This is a genomic window from Saccharomonospora azurea NA-128, assembly GCF_000231055.2.
GTDB lineage: Bacteria > Actinomycetota > Actinomycetes > Mycobacteriales > Pseudonocardiaceae > Saccharomonospora > Saccharomonospora azurea.
Genome location: NZ_CM001466.1, coordinates 2,253,434 through 2,274,791 on the forward strand (window position 1 = coordinate 2,253,434; position 21,358 = coordinate 2,274,791).

Annotated in this window: 6 protein-coding genes and 1 pseudogene; 1 reads left to right on the forward strand and 6 read right to left on the reverse strand. The window is 71.1% G+C overall.

Going from position 1 to position 21,358, the window contains the following annotated elements; all coding sequences use genetic code 11:
• Window positions 1-40 precede the first annotated feature (40 nt).
• The 5 genes and pseudogenes from SACAZDRAFT_RS23760 to SACAZDRAFT_RS09980 form a co-directional block, all read right to left on the reverse strand.
• Complete coding sequence (locus SACAZDRAFT_RS23760) at window positions 41-7,384, reverse strand: SDR family NAD(P)-dependent oxidoreductase (protein ID WP_408638067.1); 7,344 nt, start codon at window positions 7,382-7,384, stop codon at window positions 41-43.
• 189 nt (window positions 7,385-7,573) lie between these two features.
• A pseudogene (locus SACAZDRAFT_RS24165) lies at window positions 7,574-7,873 on the reverse strand (acyltransferase domain-containing protein); the annotation flags it as partial.
• Complete coding sequence (locus SACAZDRAFT_RS23765; RefSeq protein WP_005441180.1) at window positions 7,767-15,467, reverse strand: type I polyketide synthase; 7,701 nt, start codon at window positions 15,465-15,467, stop codon at window positions 7,767-7,769. The gene SACAZDRAFT_RS23765 and the pseudogene SACAZDRAFT_RS24165, both read right to left, overlap by 107 nt.
• Before the next feature lie 48 nt (window positions 15,468-15,515).
• Entirely contained in the window at window positions 15,516-16,490 is a 975-nt protein-coding gene (locus tag SACAZDRAFT_RS09975) for an ACP S-malonyltransferase (protein ID WP_005441182.1), read from the reverse strand.
• A 119-nt stretch (window positions 16,491-16,609) separates the two neighbouring features.
• Window positions 16,610-18,115: an ArnT family glycosyltransferase gene (locus SACAZDRAFT_RS09980; RefSeq protein WP_005441184.1), complete on the reverse strand. Its 1,506-nt coding sequence runs from the start codon at window positions 18,113-18,115 to the stop codon at window positions 16,610-16,612.
• 360 nt (window positions 18,116-18,475) lie between these two features.
• Here SACAZDRAFT_RS09980 and SACAZDRAFT_RS09985 point away from each other — a divergent pair, with 360 nt between their 5' ends.
• On the forward strand, window positions 18,476-19,741 hold the full coding sequence (locus tag SACAZDRAFT_RS09985) for a cytochrome P450 (protein WP_005441186.1): 1,266 nt from the start codon (window positions 18,476-18,478) through the stop codon (window positions 19,739-19,741).
• 84 nt (window positions 19,742-19,825) lie between these two features.
• On the opposite strand, the gene SACAZDRAFT_RS09990 is transcribed toward SACAZDRAFT_RS09985, so the two are convergent.
• Window positions 19,826-21,358: a hypothetical protein gene (locus SACAZDRAFT_RS09990; RefSeq protein WP_232286400.1), complete on the reverse strand. Its 1,533-nt coding sequence runs from the start codon at window positions 21,356-21,358 to the stop codon at window positions 19,826-19,828.

Below are 21,358 nucleotides of genomic sequence, written 5' to 3' on the forward strand. Positions count from 1 at the left end.
CTTCTCGGTGGACCTCGTCGTCACCCACGCGAACCAGAGGTCACGGCTTCAACTCGTTGTCGATGAAGTCGAAGATTTCGTCGTCGGACGCGGCGTCGATCTTCTCGGCGATTCCCCCCTTCGGCACTGTTCCGCCGTACCTGGTCGCGAGCTCGGCCAGTCGCTCGGCCAGCTCGGCGCGGACGTCGTCGTCCAGCGTCATCACCGCCAGCTCCTGATCGAGGCTGTCGAGCTTGCTGCTCAGCGACTGCGCTGAGGTCGCTGAGAACACCGAGTGCGCTGCCTCGCCCGTCCCCGCAGCGGACGCCAGGGCCTCCGCGAGGTACGTGGCGACCGCTTCGGGCGCGGGGTAGTCGAAGATCAACGTGGCGGGCAGGCGCTGACCGGTCGCGGCGTTGAGCCGGTTCCGCAGCTCGATCCCGGTCAACGAGTCGAAGCCCATCTCCAGGAAACCGCGTCGCGGGTCCACGGCGGCCGCGCTCTGGTGCCCCAGCACCGCGGCCACGTGGCCTGTCACGACGTCGAGGAGCACAGCGTTGCGGCCCTTGTCGTCGAGCCCGGCCAGCCGGTCGAGCAGCGCGGACCGCTCGCGTCCCCCGCCGTCGGTCGGCGAGGTGGTGCTCACCCTCCTGCGCTGGGCGGGTGCTCGGACCAACCCGCTCAGCAACGCCGGCAGCGTGCCGTCCCGCGCCTGGTCCCGCAGTACGTCGAGGTCCATCGGCGACGGAACGAGAACGGGGTCGTTGCGCCGCAACGCCTCGTCGAACAGCGCCAGGCCCTGCTCGTCGGAGATCGCGATACCGCCGTCCCTGGCGATGCGCTCCAGGTCCGCCTCGCCGAGCGTGCCGGTCATCTCGCTGGCGGTCGCCCAGAAACCCCAGTTCAGCGAGATCGCGGGCAGCCCGTTCGCCCGGCGGTACTGGGCGAGCGCGTCGAGCACCGAGTTGGCCGCGGCGTAGTTGGCCTGCCCCTTGCTGCCGTACACGGCCGCGCCCGACGAGAACAGGACGAACGCCGCCAGGTCGCGGTCCCGGGTCAGCTCGTGCAGGTGCAGTGCGGCGTCCGCCTTCGGCCGCAGGGTCGTGTCGACCCGTTCCGGGGTGAACGACGTGACGAGCCCATCGTCGAGCACCGCGGCGGTGTGCACCACGGCCGTCAACGGGTGCGCATCGGGGACGCGCTCCAGCAGCTCGGCGACCGCGCGGCGGTCGGAGACGTCGGCGCTGACGATCGTGACGTCGGCACCGAGCTCGGCGAGTTCCGTTCTCAGCGCTTCGGCTCCCGGCGCGTCGGGTCCCCGCCTGCTGGCCAGCAGCAGGTGGCGGACGCCGTGCCGGTCGACGAGGTGACGCGACAGCATCCGGCCCAGAGTCCCGGTGCCGCCCGTGATCAACACCGTGCCGTCGGGATCGAGGGTCACCGGCTCGTGCTCGACCGGGCCGGCCGTGGCCAGCCTCGGCGCGAACACCTCGCCACGCCGCAGCGCGATCTCCGGCTCGCCCGTGGCGAGCGCGTGCGGCAATGCCGTCACCGACGCCGGGTCGTCGTCGATGTGCACGAGCACGAGCCGGTCGGGGTTCTCGGAGCAGGCCGAGCGGATCAAGCCCGTGACCGCCGACTGTCCGAGGACAGGCACGTCACCGTCCGACACGGCCAGGGCGCCACGCACGACGACGCCGAGGCGGGAGTCACCGAACCGGTCGTCGGCCAGCCACTCCTGCACCAGCCGCAGCACCCGGTTGGCCGCCGCACGGACCGCGGACGTCGGTTCCTCGCTGTCGTCCTCACCGTCCGGGACGCTCACGAGCACCACGTCGGGGGTGGCGCCTCCCTCGGCGAGCTTCGCCACGTCGGGGTACCGCGTGATCCCGAGGTCGACGAAATCGTCGCCGACCAGCACGAGTTCCGCGGCATTCCCGCCGACCTCGCGAGGCACCCAGGTCAACCGGTACAGCGACTCGGCACCGGGCCGTGCCGCGGCGAGGTGATCCGCGCTGATCGGCCTCGCCACCAACGACTCGATCGTGGCCACCGCGATACCGGACTGGTCCGCCACGTCGACGGTCACCGCGTCCGGCCCGGCCGAGCTCACCCGGACCCGCAACGTGGCGGCGCCGGAGGCGTGCAGTGTCACACCGGTCCAGACCAAGGGCAATCGAGCCTGGCCGTCGTCGTCGAAGCCACCGAGTTCGGTGGTCTGCATCGCCGCGTCCAGCAGAGCCGGGTGCAGGCCGTACCGGTCCGCGGTGGACCGCTGCCCTTCCGGCAGGGCGACCTCGGCGAAGACCTCGTCGCCGCGTCGCCACGCCGCCCGCATGCCCTGGAACGCCGGGCCGTAGTCGTAACCCTGCTCGGCGAGCCCGGCGTAGAAGCCGTCGACGTCGACCGGCTCCGCACCGGGCGGCGGCCAACTGGTGAGGTCGGTCGCGGCCTCGGGTGCGGCCGGAGCGAGCGTGCCCGCCGCGTGGCGCACCCAGTCGCCCTCGCCGGCCCGGGAGTACAGCCGCACGGCGCGTCGTCCCCCGTCACCGGGTTCGGCGACCACCAACTGCAGCTGCACGCCACCGCTGTCGGGCAGCACCAGCGGGGTCTCCATCGCGAGTTCCTCGAGATGGCTGCACCCGACCTGGTCGCCCGCCCAGATCGCGAGTTCGAGATACGCGGTGCCGGGCAGCAGGGGCACGCCCGAGACGGCGTGGTCGGCCAACCAGGGATGGCTGTGCAGCGAGAGCTTGCCGGTGAAGACGAGTCCCTCGCCCTCCGCCATCTCGACGGCCGCACCGAGCAACGGGTGGTCCGTGGAGCTGAGCCCGACCGACTCGACGTCGCCGACCTTGCCCGGCTCGTCCGGCCAGTAGCGCTGGTGTTGGAAGGGGTAGGTCGGCAGATCGAACGGTGTGCTGCCCGCGCCCGCGGTGACGATCTTCCAGTCGACGTCGACTCCGGCGCAGAACGCCTCCGCAGCCGAGGTCAGCAGACGACGGAGATCGCCCTCGTCGCGACGCAGCGTGCCCACGACAGCGGCAGGCTGGTCGGTGTGTTCGACGGTGTCCTGGATCGCCATCGTCAACACCGGATGCGCACTGACCTCGATGAAGGCCTGCCGCCCCTCGGCAGCCAGGTGCTCGACAGCCGGAGCGAACTCCACCGTCTGCCGCAGATTCCGATACCAGTACCGGCCCGTGAGCTCAGTGGTGTCCAACCACGCGGAATCGACGGTCGAATAGAACGGGATCCGACCCGACTGCGGCTCGACCGGGGCGAGCAGGTCCGCGAGCTCGGCCTCGATCGCCTCCACATGCTCCGAATGCGACGCGTAGTCCACCGCGACCATCCGCGCCCGAACACCCTCGGCCTCGAACCCGGACTGCACCTCGACGAGCGCCTCGGGGTTTCCGGACAGCACGACCGCGTTCGGACCGTTCACCGCCGCAACAGACACCCCATCGACCAGGCGAGAGGTCACCTGATCCAGCGGGGCGGCCACGGACAACATGCCACCCGCACCCGCCAACCGGGCGGCGATGACCTGACTGCGCAACGCCACCACCCGCGCACCATCACCCAGGCTCAAGCCACCCGCGACGACCGCCGCGGCGATCTCACCCTGCGAATGCCCCACCACCGCACCAGGAACCACACCCAACGATTCCCACACCGCGGCCAACGACACGTTGATCGCCCACAACACCGGCTGCACCACATCAACCCGAGCCAGCGCAACCTCATCACCGAGAACGTCGAACACATCCCAATCGACGAACGGCGCCAGCGCCTCAGCACACTCGGCCATCCGCTCGGCGAAGACCTGGCTCTCATCAAGCAATCGGGCGGCCATGCCGACCCACTGCGAACCCTGCCCGGGGAACACGAACACCACACGGTCCACCGGCGACGCCACATCGTGCACCACACCGGCCGGACTCTCGCCCCGAGCGATGCCCGACATCAGCGCGACCGGGTCCTCCCCCACGACCACGGCCCGGTGATCGAACACCGAGCGACCGGCCAGACCCACCGCCACATCACCGGCAGCCCGATCAGCCCCGTACTCGGCGACCCTCTCGGCCAACTCACGCAGCGCCGACTCCGACTTCGCCGAGATCACCCACGGCACCACCGGACGCGGTGTCACCTCGACCGGCTCGGGCTCGGGAGCCTGCTCCAGGATGACGTGTGCGTTCGTGCCACTGATGCCGAACGACGACACGCCCGCGCGCCGAGGTCGACCGGTGTCCGGCCATTCGATGGCCTCCGTCGCCAGCTCCACCGCGCCGGCGGACCAGTCGATGTGCGGCGACGGCTCACTGACGTGCAGCGTCGCCGGCACCACACCGTGGCGCATCGCGAGCACCATCTTCATCACGCCCGCGACACCGGACGCCGCCTGGGTGTGGCCGAGGTTCGACTTCACCGACCCCAGCCACAACGATCGCTCGCGATCCCTGCCGTAGGTGGCCTGGAGTGCCTGCGCCTCGATCGGGTCACCCAGGGTGGTGCCGGTGCCGTGCGCCTCCACAGCATCCACCTCGGACGGCGTGACACCCGCGTCGGCCAGCGCGGCGCGGATGACGCGCTGCTGCGACGGGCCGTTGGGCGCGGTCAGGCCGTTCGAGGCACCGTCCTGGTTCATCGCCGAACCACGCACGACCGCGAGGATGTTGCGCTTGTTGCGTTGGGCGTCGGACAGCCGCTCCAGGAGGACGATGCCCACACCCTCGGCCGAGCCGAAGCCGTCGGCGTCGGCGGAGAACGCCTTGCACCGGCCGTCCACCGCGAGCCCCCGCTGACGCGAGAACTCCACGAACATGTCCGGCGACGCCATCACCACCGCGCCACCGGCCAACGCCAGACTGCACTCACCCCGCCGCAGCGACTGCACCGCCAGATGCATCGCCACCAGCGACGACGAGCACGCGGTGTCGATCGTCACCGCCGGGCCCTCCAGGCCCAGCGAATACGCCACCCGGCCCGACGCGACGCTCGCCGTGTTGCCCACGCCCACGTACACGCTGTCGGGAGCCTGGTTCAACTGATCGGCGTAGTCCTGATACGACAGTCCGAAAAAGACGCCGGACGGGCTGCCCGCGAGCGACAGCGGGTCGATGCCCGCGCGCTCGAACGCCTCCCACGACGTCTCCAACAGCAACCGCTGCTGCGGATCCATCGCCAACGCCTCACGCGGCGAGATCCCGAAGAACCCGGGATCGAACTCGCCCGCCCGGTGCAGGAACCCTCCCTTGCGGGTGTAGGTCTTGCCTTCCGCCGCCGGGTCCGGGTCGTACAGGGCGTCGACGTCCCAGCCGCGGTTGGCCGGGAAGTCGGTGATGCCCTCCTCGCCGTTGACCAGCATCCGCCACAGGTCCTCGGGACTCTCGACGTCACCGGGGTAGCGGCAGCTCATCGCGACGATGGCGATGGGCTCGTCCACGGGCGTCGTGGTCGTCGGTGTGGCGGTGGCGACCTCCTGTTCGCCGACCAGCTCCGTACGCAGGTGCGCGACCAACGAGGCCGCGGACGGGAAGTCGAAGATCAGTGTCGCGGGCAGCTTCAGGCCGGTCACCGAGTTCAACCGGTTACGCAGTTCCACTGCGGTCACCGAGTCGAAGCCGAGGTCCTTGAACGCCGCCTTCACGTCGATCCGGTCGGCGTCGGTGTGCCCGAGCACCGTCGCGACCTGGTCGCGCACGATCTTGACGAGCTCGCGTTCCTGCTCCGCCTCGGACAGCTGCGCGAGCCGCGAACCGAGTTCCGTGGGCGAGTCGACGGCCGCCTTCGCCGACGACGTCGCTCCGACCATGTCGCCCGCCGCGCCGGAGGCCAGCATCCGTTGCACGTCGTCCACGCCGTACAGGAACGGCCGGGCTCGCGACGAGGTGAACGCGAGGAAGAACCGTTCCCAGTCGATCTCGGCGACGGTCACGAACGTCTCGTCGTGGTCGAGCGCCTGCTTCATGATCTCCAGCGACAGCTCGGGACTGACGTCCTTCAGCCCGTGGCGGCGGGACAGCTCACCACCGTCCCCCTCGGCCATGCCGCCGCCCGCCCAGGGCCCCCACGCGAGCGAGGTCGCCGGCAGCCCGTGGGCACGCCGCTGCTGGGCGAACGCGTCGAGGAACGCGTTACCCGGCGCGTAGTTGCCCTGCCCGGGGCCTCCCGTGGTGCCGGCGAACGACGAGAACACGACGAACGCCGACAGCGGCATGTCCGCGGTCAGCTCGTGCAGGTTCAGCGTCCCGCCGACCTTGACCCCGGCCACCCGGTGGATCTGCTCGACGGTGAGCGAGTCGATCAGGCTGTCGTCCAGGACCGCGGCGACGTGGAACACGGCGGTGACGGGATGTTCGGCGAGCAGCGCCGCGAGCGAGTCGCGGTCGGCGACGTCGCAGGCCGCGATCGTCACACGGCTGCCGAGCTGTGTGAGCTCGTCGCGGAGTTCCGCGGCGCCCGGAGCGTCCATGCCCCGCCGGCTCGTGATGAGCACGTGCTCGGCGCCCTCACGCGCGACCCACCGCGCGACATGCGAGCCCAACGCTCCGGTACCGCCGGTGACGAGCACCGTGCCCTCGGGCCGCCACGAACGCACGGGGGCCGCGTCGCGCAACGGGGTCCGGACCAGACGACGCACGAGCGGGATCCGGCCCCGCACGGCGAGTTGGTCCTCCTCGGCCGCGTTGCCGACCGCATTCGCCAAGCCGGCCTGATACCGCTCTTCCACGGTGGCGGGCAGGTCGACCAAACCACCCCAGCGCTCGGGGTGTTCGAGTCCGACGACCCGGCCGAAGCCCCACACCTGCGCCTGACCGGGGTTCCGCGGCGCCTCCGTCGGCGCCACCGACACCGCACCGTCGCTGGCACACCACAACAGGGCCCGCACGTCCACGTCACCGAGCGCCTGCACCAGGGCCACCGTCAACGCGAGGCCGACCGGTGCCGCCGGGTGTTCCGAGTGGCCCCGCTCGTCGAACGCGAGCAACGACAACACGCCGCTGGGTTCGGCCCCGTCGGCGAGCAGCTCCCGAAGCTTGCCCGCGAGCACGGCCCGATCGGTGTCGGCTTCGTCGAGGCGCAGGTGACGCACCGTCGCACCGGCGCGGGCGAGGGCGTCGAGTGCGCCCTGCACCCAGGGGTGCTCGGCCATGGAGGACACGACGGACACGACGACCCAGGTTCCGGTGAGCTTCGCCGGTGTGGCCGGGTCGAGTGTCTGCCAGGTGACGCCGTAACGCTTGTCGTCGATGTCGGCCTGCCGCTGACTGCCCCGGTACCAGGAGGACAGCGCCGGGAGCACGGCCTCCAGGGACTCGTCCGCGGGAACGTCGAGCGTCCGAGCGAGCTCGGCGAGGTCCTCCTGCTGCACGGCCGCCCAGAACCGGGAGTCCATCGAGGTGCCCGACGCCTCGGTGACGGCCTCGTCGGGCTCGGTGAGCCAGTAGCGCTGGTGCTGGAAGGGGTAGGTCGGCAGATCGAACGGTGTGCTGCCCGCGCCCGCGGTGACGGTCTTCCAGTCGACGTCCACTCCGGCGCAGAACGCCTCCGCCGCCGAGGTCAGCAGGCGACGGAGATCGCCTTCGTCGCGACGCAGCGTGCCGACCACGGCGGCGGAGCGGTCGGTGTGCTCGGCGGTGTCCTGGATCGCCATCGTCAACACCGGATGCGCACTGACCTCGATGAAGGCTTGGCGACCTTCACCGGACAAACGCTCGATCGCGGCGGCGAACTCCACCGTCTGCCGCAAATTTCGATACCAATACCGGCCCGTCAGCTCAGTGGTGTCCAACCACGCGGAATCGACGGTCGAATAGAAGGGAATGCGACCCGACTGCGGCTCGACCGGCGCCAAGAGTTCCGCGAGCTCGGACTCGATCGTCTCGACATGCTCCGAGTGGGACGCGTAGTCCACCGCGACCAGGCGAGCGCGAACCCCCTCGGCCTCGAACCCGGACTGCACCTCGACGAGCGTGTCCGGGTCGCCCGAGAGCGACGACCGCGTTCGGGCCGTTCACCGCCGCGACCGACACCCCATCGACAAGGCGAGAGGTCACCTGATCCAGAGAGGCGGCCACGGACAACATGCCACCCGCACCCGCCAATCGGGCGGCGATGACCTGACTGCGCAACGCCACCACCCGCGCACCATCACCCAGCGACAGCCCACCGGCGACGACCGCTGCGGCGATCTCACCCTGCGAGTGCCCCACCACCGCACCAGGAACCACACCCAGCGATTCCCACACCGCGGCCAGCGACACGTTGATCGCCCACAACACCGGCTGCACCACATCAACCCGAGCCAGCACAGCCTCATCGGCGAGAACGTCGAACACATCCCAATCGACGAACGGCGCCAGCGCCTCAGCACACTCACCCATCCGCTGCGCGAACACGGGGCTCTCGTCCAACAGCCGGGCGGCCATACCGACCCACTGCGAACCCTGCCCCGGGAACACGAACACCACACGGTCCACCGGCGACGCCACACCCGCTACCGTGCCCGCAGGACTCTCGCCCGCCGCCACCGCGCGCAGCGACTCCACCTGATCTGTGCCCAGCACCACCGCGCGGTGCTCGAACGCCGCACGACCGGCAAGACCCACCGCCACATCACCGGCAGCAGCACCCTCGCCATAGTCGGCGACCCGGCCCGCGAACTCACGCAGCGCCGACTCCGACTTCGCCGACACCACCCACGGCACCACCGGACGCGACGACACCTCGACCGGCTCCACCTCGGGAGCCTGCTCCACGATCACATGCGCGTTCGTGCCACTGATGCCGAACGACGACACACCCGCCCGCCGGGGCCCGTCGGTCTGCGGCCACTCCACCGGCCGCGTCGCCAGCTCCACCGCGCCGGCGGACCAGTCGATGTGCGGCGACGGCTCACTGACGTGCAGCGTCGCCGGCACCACACCGTGCTGCATCGCCAGCACCATCTTCATCACGCCCGCCACGCCCGCAGCAGCCTGCGTGTGGCCGAGGTTCGACTTCACCGACCCCAACCACAACGGCCGGTCCCGGTCGACCCCGTACGTGGCCTGGAGTGCCTGCGCCTCGATCGGGTCACCCAGCGACGTGCCCGTACCGTGCGCCTCCACCGCGTCCACGTCCGAGGGCGACAGGCCCGCGTCGGCGAGAGCCGCCTGGATGACGCGCTGCTGCGACGGACCGTTCGGGGCCGTCAGGCCGTTCGACGCACCGTCCTGGTTCACCGCCGACCCACGGACCACGGCCAGGATTCTCCGGCCGTTGCGCTGCGCGTCGGACAACCGCTCCAGCACCAGCAACCCGACACCCTCGGCAGCCCCGAAGCCGTCGGCGTCGGCGGAGAACGCCTTGCACCGGCCGTCCACCGCGAGCCCCCGCTGACGCGAGAACTCCACGAACATGTCCGGCGACGCCATCACCACCGCGCCACCGGCCAACGCCAGACTGCACTCACCCCGCCGCAGCGACTGCACCGCCAGATGCATCGCCACCAGCGACGACGAGCACGCGGTGTCGATCGTCACCGCCGGGCCCTCCAGGCCCAGCGAATACGCCACCCGGCCCGAGGCGACACTGAGCGAGGTGCCGTTGCCGGTGTAGGCCTCCAGGTCGTCGGGAATCCGGTTCAGCCGGGTCACGTAGTCCTGATAGGACATTCCGACGAACACGCCGGACGGGCTGCCCGCGAGCGACAGCGGGTCGATGCCCGCGCGCTCGAACGCCTCCCACGACGTCTCCAACAGCAACCGCTGCTGCGGATCCATCGCCAACGCCTCACGCGGCGAGATGCCGAAGAACGCCGCGTCGAAGTCGGCGGCGTCCTCCAGAAACCCTCCCCGGCTCGTGTAGCTGGTGCCGCTCTGGCTCGGGTCGGAGGAGATCAGCTCGTCGAGTGCCCAGCCACGGTCCACCGGGAAGTCGCCGATCGCCTCACGCCCGTCGGCGAGCAGCTCCCACAGTTCCTCCGGCGTGCTGATGCCGCCCGGGAACCGGCAGCTCATCGCCACGATCGCGACCGGTTCGTCGGTCGAGGTCGTGGTCGTCGACGCACGGACCGCGGTCTTCTCCCCCAGCAGCTCGCGACGCAGGTGAGCCACCATCGCCATCGGCGACGGGAAGTCGAAGATCAGTGTCGCCGGCAGCTTCAGTCCGGTCGCCGACGCCAGGCGGTTGCGCAGCTCGACCGCGGTCACCGAGTCGAAACCGAGGTCCTTGAAGGCCCTGCGTTCCTCCACGGCGTCCGCGTCGCTGTGTCCGAGGACGGCGGCGGCACTGCCGCGCACGAGCTCCAACAGCACCCGGTCCCGCTCGCTCTCGGGCAGCGCGGCGAGCCGGTCCGCGAGCGATCGGTCGCCGGAACCGCCACCGGCCGCCGCCCGACGCGGTGTCCGCACCACACCGCGCAGCAACCGCGGCAGCGTGTCGGGCTGCGCGCGCAACGTCGCGCGATCGAGCAGCATGGGTGACAGGACCGCATCGCTTCCGCCCAACGCGGCGTCGAGCAGAGCGAGCCCCTGTTCGGGCGTCATCGGCTTCTGGCCCTCGCGGGACAGCCGCAGCAGGTCGGTCTCGGACAACCGTTCGGTCATTCCGAGGCCACCGCCCCACACGCCCCACGCCAGCGAGAGCGCGGGCAAGCCGTCGGCGGCCCGGTCGCGGGCGAGCGCGTCGAGGAAGGCGTTGGCTGCGGCGTAGTTCGCGACACCCGCACCGCCGACCGTGCCCGCCACCGACGAGAAGAGCACGAACGCGGTCAGATCGCGGTCGCGCGTCAGCTCGTGGAGGTGGAACGCGCCGTCCACCTTCGGCCGGAGCGCAGCGGAGAGGCGCTGCGGGGTGAGTGCGGTGACGAGGCCGTCGTCGAGCACGGCGGCCGTGTGGACGACGGCGGTGAGATCCGGGATGCCCGCGATCAGCTCCGCGGCGGCGTCCTGGTCGGCCACGTCGCACGCGGTGACCGTGACCTCGACGTCGTCGGCCGCGGAGAGGTCGGCCTGCACCTCGCGAGCGCCGGGGGCGTCGAGTCCCCGGCGGCTGGTCAGCACGAGCTTGCGGACCCCGTGCTCGGCGACGAGGTGTTTCGCCACCAGGGTGCCCAGCCCGTTCGTGCCGCCGACGACCAGCACCGTGCCGTTCCCGCCGAGGGTGCCCGCGGCGGGAGCGTTCACCCTCGCGAGTTTCGGCAGCAGCGCCTTCCCCTCGCGGAGGACGACCTCGGGGCAGCCCGAGGCGACGGCAGTGGGCAGCGCGGCCGTCGAATCCGGGTGTTCGTCCACGTCGACGAGCACGAACCGGCCCGGGTTCTCCACCTCGGCCGACCGCACCAGGCCCCAGATCGCCGCCTGCGCGGTCGCCACCGGCTCGCCGACGACGGCGTTGCTGGTGACCACCACGAGTTTCGCGTCCGCCGGCCCGTCGGCGAGCCACCCCTGCACGGTGGCGAGTGCGCGGGCGACGGTCGCGTGCACCTGCTCCGGGTCCCGGCCGGTCGCGTCGGTGAACGACACGATCTCGTGGTCCGGCACGTCGTTCGCGGTGAGGGCACCGGGCGTCCACTCGACGCGGAACAGCGAGTCGGGCGGCACCTGCCCGGTCCGCTCCACGACGATCGGCCTCGTCACCATCGAGTCGACCGTGAGCACGGGCAGGCCGACGGCGTCCACGGCGTGCACGCGCACGGAGTCCGCTCCGGTCCGGACGATCCGGGCGCGCACCGACGTCGCACCCACGGCGTGCAGGGTGACCCCGGACCAGGCGAACGGCATGCGCACCGGGCCGGTCGCCGGCCAGGCCAGTTCGGTCGCCTGCAGCACGGCGTCCAGCAGCACCGGGTGCAGCCCGAAGCCCTGGGCGTCCGTTCCCTCCGGGAGCACGGCCTCGACGAGGACCTCGTCGCCACGCGACCACGCGGCCCGCAGCCCGTGGAACGCGGGGCCGTAGACGCAGTCCTGCTCCGCGAACCGGTCGTACAACCCCTCGGTCGAGAGCGGCTCGCCCGCGGGCGGCCACTCCCCGAGGCTCTCGCCCTCGGCCGCGTCGGGCCCGAGGGTGCCCGAGGCGTGCCGGGTCCACGGCCCCTCGGCGACGCGTGAGTGCACGACGAAGCCGCGTCCACCGGGCTCGTCGCTCACTCCGCTCACGGCGACCTGGAGCTCCACGGAACCGTCGTCCGAGACGATCAGCGGCGCTTCGAGCGTGAGTTCTTCGAGCTGCGGCAGCCCGAGCAGACCGCCGACGTGCAGGGCGAGCTCGACGAACGCGGTACTCGGCAGCAGGATGCTGCCCGAGACGGCGTGCTCGGCCAGCCACGGGTGGGTCTCGACGGACAACCTCGCGGTGAACAGCTGGGTGTCGTCGCTCGCCACGCCGACGACCGCACCGAGCATCGGGTGCCCGGCCGGGCTCAGCCCGTGGGCCGCGAGGTCGGCCGGAGTGCCGGTGCCCGCGTCGAGCCAGTAGCGCTCCCGCTGGAAGGCGTAGTTGGGCAGATCAACCCGGCGCACGGACGGCAGCAGCGTGTTCCACCGCACGGGAACACCACGGACGTGGGCTTCCGCCAACGACGTCAGGAACCGGTCCCAGCCCCCGTCCTGACGCCGCAGGGTTCCGAGCGCCGCCGCGTCGGCTCCGGCCGACTCGATCGTGTCCTGGATCGCCGCGGTGAGGACGGGGTGCGCGCTGATCTCGATGAAGGCCCCGTGCCCGGCGTCGAGCACGGCCTCGACCGACTCGGCGAACCGGACGGTCCGGCGCAGGTTGCGGTACCAGTACTCGGCGTCCAGAGCGGGCTCGGTCACCCACTCGCAGTCCACTGTGGAGTAGAACGGGATGCGCGGGGCACGCGGGGCGATCGGGGCGAGCACGTCGAGCAGGTGCTCCTCCACCTCGGCCACCTGCGCGGAGTGGGAGGCGTAGTCCACCGGGACCAGCCGGGCGCGCACGCCGTCGGCCTCGCACGCCTGCTGCAACTCGGCCAGAGCGTCCGGTTCCCCGGCGACCACCACGGCGGCCGGACCGTTGACCGCGGCCACCGACAGCCGCTCGCCCCACCGGGCCAGCCGTGTCTCGACGTCGGCCACCGGCGCGGCCACCGACAGCATGCCGCCCAGCCCGGCGAGCCTCGCGGCGATGGCCTGGCTGCGCAACGCGACCACCCAGGCCGCGTCGTCCAGGCTCAGCGCGCCCGCGACACACGCCGCGGCGATCTCACCCTGCGAGTGGCCGACGACGGCGGCGGGCTCGACCCCGGCCGCACGCCACACCTCCGCGAGCGACACCATGACCGCCCACAGCAGCGGCTGGACGACGTCCACCCGCTGCCAGTGCTCGTCGTCCGCAGGCGCGGCGAGCACGTCGAACGGCGACCAGTCGACGAACTGTTCCAGCGCGGCGACACAGGCCCGCATCCGCTTGGCGAAGACCGGCGAGCTGTCGAGCAGGTCCAACGCCATGCCGACCCACTGCGAGCCCTGGCCGGGGAACACGAAGACCGCCTGGGAGGCGTTCTCCGCCACCGTCGCCGTGGGCACCGTGCCGTCGACGACGCCGTCCAGCCCGGCCAGCAGCGTCTCCAGGTCGCGGCCGAGCACGACCGCGCGATGCTCGTAGGCGGTCCTGGTCGTGGCGAGCGCGGCACCGATCTCCGCCGCGGTCCCCGGCTTCCGCTCGGTGACGAACGACTTCAGGGTGGCCGCCTGCGCTCGCAGCGCGGCGGCCGAGCGGGCGGACAGCACCCACGGAACGACGCCGTCGGTGGCGTCGGAATCCCCGTCGGGTTGTGTCTCGGCCTCCGCCGCCTCGGGTTCCGGCAGTTCGAGGATGGTGTGGGCGTTGGTCCCGCTCATGCCGAACGACGAGACCGCGGCACGACGCGGACGGTCGGCGTCCGGCCAGTCCGTCGTCTCGGTGACCAGCTGGACCGCGCCCGACGACCAGTCGACGAACTCGGTGGGCTTGTCCACGTGCAGGGTGCGGGGCACGACGCCGTGCGTCATCGCGTGCACCATCTTGATCACGCCCGCCATTCCGGCAGCGGCCTGCGTGTGCCCGATGTTGGACTTCACCGAGCCGAGCAGCAGCGGCCGTTCCCGCTCGCGCCCGTAGGTCGCGAGCAGTGCCTGGGCCTCGATCGGGTCGCCCAGCCTGGTGCCGGTCCCGTGCGCCTCGACGACGTCCACGTCGTTCGGGGTCAGGCCCGCCCCGGCCAGCGCTTCACGGATGACCCGCTGCTGGGCCTGGCCGCTCGGCGCCGTGAGTCCGTTGCTCGCGCCGTCGGAGTTGACGGCCGAGCCGCGCACGATCGCCAGCACGTGATGGCCGTGGCGCTGCGCGTCGGACAGTCGCTCCACGAGCACGAGGCCGACGCCCTCGCCCCAGCCCGTCCCGTCCGCGGCCGCGGCGAACGGCTTGCACCGGCCGTCGGCGGCGAGCCCCTGCTGGCGGCTGAACGCGATGAACGAGGCCGGGCTCGACATCACCGCGACACCACCCGCCAGAGCGAGGTCGCATTCGCCGTTCTGCAGCGACTTCACGGCGAGGTGCAGGGCGACCAGCGACGACGAACACGCGGTGTCGATCGTGACCGCGGGCCCCTGCAGGCCGAACGCGTACGCCACCCGACCGGACACGACGCTCGCGGCGGTGCCCGTGACGAGGTACCCCTCAAGCCCGTCGGTGGCGTCGTGCGTGCGGGGACCGTACTCGTGGTTCTCCGCGCCGACGAACACACCGACCCGGCTGCCCCGGACCTCGTTCAAATCGAAACCGGCGTTCTCGAACGTTTCGAGCGAGACCTCCAGCAGCACGCGTTGCTGCGGGTCCATCGCGAGCGCCTCGCGCGGGCTGATGCCGAAGAACGAGGCGTCGAACTTGTCGGCGTCCGGCAGGAAGCCGCCCTGATCCGTGATGCTCACGGGCCCCGGATCGTCACCGCCGCCGGACAGGGCAGCCAGATCCCAGCCCCGGTCGTCGGGGAAGCCGCCGATCGCGTCGGTGCCCGAGGCGATCAGCTCCCAGAACTTCTCGGGCGTGTGCGCGTCACCGGGGAACCGGCACCCCATCGCGACGATCGCGATCGGGTCGTCCTGCGACGTCGCCGCCCCACCTGCCCGCTCCGGCGCGGCGTCGGTGGCGTCAGTGGCGTCGGTGGTGGCGCCCCGCAACGTCGCGTCCAGGTGCTCCGCCAGGTCGGCGACCGTCGGGTGGTCGAACGCGAGGGTCACGGGCAGGTCCAGACCCGTCGCGGCGACGAGCCTGCGGTGCAGCGCCACCGCCGCCATCGAATCCAGTCCGAGGTCCAGCAGCACCGTGCGGGCCCCCACTGTGTGCGGGTCGGCCCCGTCGAGCACCTCGACGAGATGATCGCGCACCAACCGGAGCAACTGGTGTCGGCGCTCCGTGGCGGAGGCCGTCGCCAACCGGTCGCGCAACGCGTCCGCTCGGTCGGGGTTGGACTCGATGACATCATCCGAACTGGACATCGCCAATACTCCCCACGCACTTCGTCAGTACGAACTCAAGCGGCCCGGTCAGCCCCGGCGGTAGCGCAACACGCGTGCCTGGTTCACGGGCGTGACGTCGAAATTGCTCTTGGTCACGGACAACCGGTGCCACATCCGGTCGAGCCCGACCACGTACAGCCGCCGCACCCCGAGCCCGGCCAACGCCGGGGCGGTGGACAGCCAGTTCAAGGGGCGCACGAACCCGCTCGCCACCATGTCCCGCACCCCGGCCCCGGTCGTGACGACGGATCCGTCCTCATCGGACACGATCGGCACGGCGGGGTCGGCGAACTCGACGTCGGCGAGCACCTCCTTCGCGACCCTCTCGCTCAGGGGCGCGAAGACGGCGCAGTGTGCGGGCGGGTCCATCGTCTGCAGTGCGTACCCGCCCGCGCTGCTCACCGTCGCCGTGAAGTCGGCCAGGTGCTCGCGCGGCAGCGTGATCAGGTAGTGGCCTTCGTCGACCCGGCCGGACACCTCGTGGAAGACGTCCCGGGCAGCGAGGTCGGCGAGGATGTCGTCCCTCCGCTTCGCCGGCAGCCGCGTCACGACCTGCGTGACCAGCTCTCGGTGCTCGGAACGGAAGTACTCCAGCTCGCACTCACCGATCCGCGCGATCACCGACACGGCGGTTTCCAGGGAGAGACACCCCGCGTACGTGGCCGCGATCTGCTCTCCGAAACTCATGCCCAGGCAGTACCGCGGCTCCACACCGAGTTCCTGGCGGGCCCAGTCCGCCAGCGCGAGCGCGTTCACGAGCGAGGCCACGCGCGCGACCGGTGAGGCGTAGTCGTCCGAGTCGCGCAGCGCCCGGGTCACCGACCGGCCCAGCACGTCGTCGGCGACGGCGAGCCGTTCGCGCGCGTGCGGACTCAGCACGAAGAACTTCCCGATCTCCGCGAGTGTGAACGCGTCGAGTCCGGGAAAGAAGAAAGCGGACGCATCGCCACCGTTTTCGGAAACCACGTGGACCGGATCGACCACGGGATTTGTTCCGGCCATGATTTCCTCCCAGCGAAACGATATCCGGCCTCATCAATGGGCACGAAAGATCGCCGAATACCGCCGCTGGCGAGCATAAACCCGATGATCGATGCGAGGCACCCCTACTCGACCCCGACTCACGCGATGCGGCGCATCTGCTCCCACAATCGCGGCCATTCGGCCAGGGGCTGTTCGCACACCCACATCGGCACGTTCGACGCCAGGTTCGTCACGCCGTACGGGTCGGCGGTGGCACCGGCCGGGCGCACCGATCCGAAGAACCGGCGCAGCTCCGCGTCCTCGCCGCCGACGACGAGCACGGTCGTGGTGTGGTCCGGCGGTGCGCCGAAGTACCAGTACCCGCGGTGCGGGCTGTACACGGCGGGCACACCGTGCTCGGGACCGAACCTGTACAGGGCACCGGCCTGGGCGTAGTCGTCGGTCAGCACCGCGGTGTCCGGGGGCAGTTCCTCGTAGACCTCGCCGACGGACCGCGCGAACTCGGGCCACCCCACCGTCTGCACGGACTCGGCGTCCCGCTGGATCGACGACGCCAGCGACTGCACGGGCACCACCGGCAACGTCAACAGGACCGCGAACGCCGCGGTGGCCGTCAACGCCGGCCAGGCCACCCACGGCACCCAGCGGGTCCGCGGCGACGGCCCGAGCCCCGACGCGCCCGCGGCCATCAGCAACGGGAACATGCCGCCCAGGTAGTCCGCCCGGCCGTTCACCGCGACGAAGACGACCACCAGACCGAGGAACGACCACCCGAGGAAGCGCCACGGCCGCAGCTCCCGCGAGGCCACCAACCTCCCCACGCCGTACACCAGCAGCACCGCCGACAGCCCGGCCAGGGACAGCAGCGTCGGCACGAACCCGGCCCGGCCACCCGTCGCCTCGGCGGCGTCGGCGATGGCCTCGCTCATCTCCACCTGAGGCCACCCGTGGGTCGCCTGCCACAACACCGTCGGCAGTGCGGCCACCACGGCGATCCCCGCACCGAGCCACAGCTTCGGACGCGCGAAGACCTCGCGAGGCCCCACGATCGCGGCTGCCACGACCGTGACGACCAGGAAGAACACGATGAGGTACTTGGCCTGCAGTGCCAGACCGGCGCTGAGGCCGAGCAGCACCAGCAGCCGGTCGTCCCGCGAGCGCACCCAGCGGACCAGCAACAAGGTGGTGAGGGCCCAGAAGAACATGTCCAGCGAGTTGGTCGCCAACCAGTGGCCGACCAGCAGGGTGATCGGCGTGGTGCCGTAGGCGATCGAGGCGATCACCTGGGCGCGCCTGCCGCCCCCGAACTCGCGCGCGATGGCCGCCGTGACCAGCATCCCCAACACGACGCACGCGATCGCCGGCAGGCGCACCGCGACAAGCGAACCACCGGAGATCCAGTCCAGCGTCCACGCCAGCACCGGCACGAGCGGAGGCTGGTCGACGTAGCCCCAGTCCAGGTGGGCACCGGCGGCGAGGAAGTACAGCTCGTCACGGTGATAGCCGTAGGCCCAGCTCGTCCCCAGCAGCACCAGGCCGACGAGTCCGGCGAGCAACCCGACCGGTCTGCCGTGGAAGGCGGGCCGCGCGTCGTCTCCCCCTCGCTCGGCCGCCGTCTCGTGGTCGGACACGAGTTGACTCACAACGCACTCCCCGTCCCCCGCTAATCGCGATCTCTGTGACTCCCCTTCGACATTAAACACCCGAAAGCAACGTGCCGACCACTTTGTTTTTCCTGCGCTGCATCGAGGCTCGACAACAGTTCTCCGAACCACGAACTCCGTTACCGGGACCATTCTCGACATCGCGTCGACAATCGCGCAGCAGGGGCGTGACAATGGAACGCCGATCCCATTCGATTCCGGTCGACCGTGCGCTTGCCGCGGTGGCGACTAGGGGCTGAATAGGGGTTCTGCCGCCCCGTCCAGGCCCCCATTCTGGAAGGCCAGGTGTGGCCGTCGTGTGTGCGCGGCCGGATGCTTGTGGTCGGGGAGGAACGGCTCATGACAACGGCGACCAGGAGCAGAGCGGGCGACATCCGGCTCGGCGCCACTCTCTTCGCGGCCCGGGCACTGATCCGCCTCAGCGGGGTCCTGGGCGATCCGTTCGCGGATCTCTTGCGTGGTCAGGAGAACCCGTACCCCGTGCACGACCGGGTGCGCGCCAAGGGACCGCTTCACCGCAGCAAGCTCGGCCCGTACGTGACCGCGAGCCATCCTCTGATCAACTCGATCCTGCGGGACAAGCGGTTCGGCATCCGCACCACCGACGGTCGGCTGCCCGCGGCGCAGGTGGACGACCTGCCGAAGCTCGACGTGTCGTTCCTCGAACTCGACCCACCGGACCACGGCAGGCTCCGTAAGCTGGTCGCGCCGTCGTTCACTCCGCGCCGGATCGAACGGTTCCGCCCGGCGATCCAGCGTGCCTGCGACGGCCTGCTGGACGAGCTCGACCACCACGACACTTTCGACCTGGTGACGCAGTTCGCCACCCGGCTGCCGCTGGCCGTGGTCGGTGAGCTTCTGGGCATCGGCGAGGACCGCTGGGACGACTTCCTGCGCCACGGCGCCGTCATCGGAGCTACTTTGGACGGTGTCAGCTCCGTGGGCTTCGCCAAGGAGTTGAAGGTCGCGCTCCGCGAACTCCACGTCCTCTTCGGAGAGCTCGTCGAACAACGACGCGCCGACCCACGCGACGACCTGACCACGGCACTGGTGCAGGCGCAGGCCGACGACAAACTCACCGCGGACGAGCTGCTCAACATCTTCGGCCTGCTGGCCATCGCGGGTTCGGAGACGACGGCGAACCTGATCGGCAACGGCACGCTCGCCCTCCTTCGACACCCCGAGCAATGGGCAGAGCTCCGGGACGATCCCGACCTCGCCCCCAAGGTCGTCGAGGAGACCCTGCGCTACGAGTCGCCGGTGCAGCAGTCACAACGCGTCCCCCACGAGGACGTCGAGCTGCACGGCCTCACCGTCCCCGCGAACAGCCAGGTCATCCTGCTGATCGGCGCCGCCAACCGCGACCCCGAGGTGTACCGGGAGCCGAACACGTTCGACATCCACCGCACCGACGGACCCGACCACCTCTCGTTTTCCAGCGGCATCCACTACTGCATCGGCGCGCCACTCGCCCGCCTCGAAGGGGACATCGCGTTCCGCAGCCTGGTGACCCGCATGCCCAAGCTCACGCTCGGCGGCACACCGAAGGTCCGCCGCTCGCTGGTCATCCGCGGGCTGCGTTCGCTCCCGCTCCGCGCGTCCTGAAACGCCGTCGAGTTGCCGGAAAAGAGCTGAGCGGCGGACCGGAGTCCGCCGCTCAGCCGTGGTCCGCGGCCGTGTGTGGGGGGATCACACACCCTGTCGGACCACTCCCAGGAGGTCAACCGCGCCGACCTCCAGCCTCCGTGCCGCGATGCGCCCGCACAGCCACGCCATCACCACGCCCGTGAGCACACCCACCGGAACCGCCGTCCAGCTCAACAGCGGGTCGTCGTCGACGACACCCGGGATCAACAACGCCGCCGACGGACCGACCATGGCCAACACCAGCGGGATGATCGCCAGTTGCAGGTAGTGCGGGTTCGTCCCCGACGTGAACGGGTTGTTGTCGGCGTTCTTCGGCACCGGATAGGCCGCGATGACCGACAACAGCACGACAGCCCCCGAACAACCACCGACGAGCGCGGGCAGCAGGGCCAGCACCCACGGCCAGGCCCACTCCAACCCGCTCACCACGGTGAGCAGGAGCGTGAGGACGATGCAGAACGGCGTCACCACGGCCGCCCACGCGAGCTGCCGCCCGCGGACGTCCGCCCTCAACGCGTTCGGACTCAGGATGGTGTGCCACAGCTTGGTGCCGTCGAGACCGTACAGATTGGACGTCTCCGCGCAGGCCAGCACCAGCACGAACATCCCGCCGAACGGCAGGAGCACATCGAATCCGCTCATCGCGGGGACCACCGCACCCGGCAGAGCCGCCAGCGACGTCACCAGCACGGCCCGCCGCCGGGCGTCCCGGCTCCAGGTGAGGACCTCCTTGACGGCGACGGCGCCGACCGGGTTGGCGGGGAACACGCGGCGCAGCACGCCGTCTCCGGCCCGCTGGTCGCGTCCGCTCGCCGACCGCGTCGTCATGCGCCGCTCGATCAACGGCGCCCAGGCCGCCATCAGTCCGGCCACCAGCACGGCCAGGCCGGCCAGCGCCGCCACCACGACGAGCCAGTCGGACCGTCCCGCCGCCTCGACCGCGGAGGTCGCCCACCCCGAAGGCAGGACGTGGAGCACCGTGGAGAAGACCGGCGCTTCGCCGTTGACGACCGCAGGGCCCAACGACTGGATCGGGTACCGCAGCAGGAACGCGCTGACGCAGAGGAACGCCACCAGCAGCAGAGCGATGTCCCTGCCGCGCCGCGAGCGCAGAGCGGCGCCCAGTCCGGCGATCACCACGCGTCCCACGAGCACCAGGAACACCGTCTGGAGCACGAGCGCGGGCACCGCGACCACCACCGCGGCCGTGCCGAGACCGCTACCGACCACCACGAGCGCGACGCCCGCCACCAGGGTGACGATCGCGCCGGGCCCCACGAACGCGATGCCGAGGAGGCCGACGGCCACCTGCCGCGAGGTCAGCGGCAGCAGCACGAAGTGCTCGGGACGGAGCGTCTCGTCGCCGCCCCCGGTCAGCATCGGCACGACGATCCAGCAGACGAACCACGCGAGGAACGCCAGCGCGACCATGTCCCCGGTGATCGCGTCGGTCGGGAAGTCCACGGCCGCGAGAACGATCGTCACCCCGGCCGCCAGCAGGCCGAGCAGGAACTTCCCGACGCTGGTGATCGCTTGCTCCGGGCGGAGCGAGTGCCGCGCGACACGCAGTCGCAT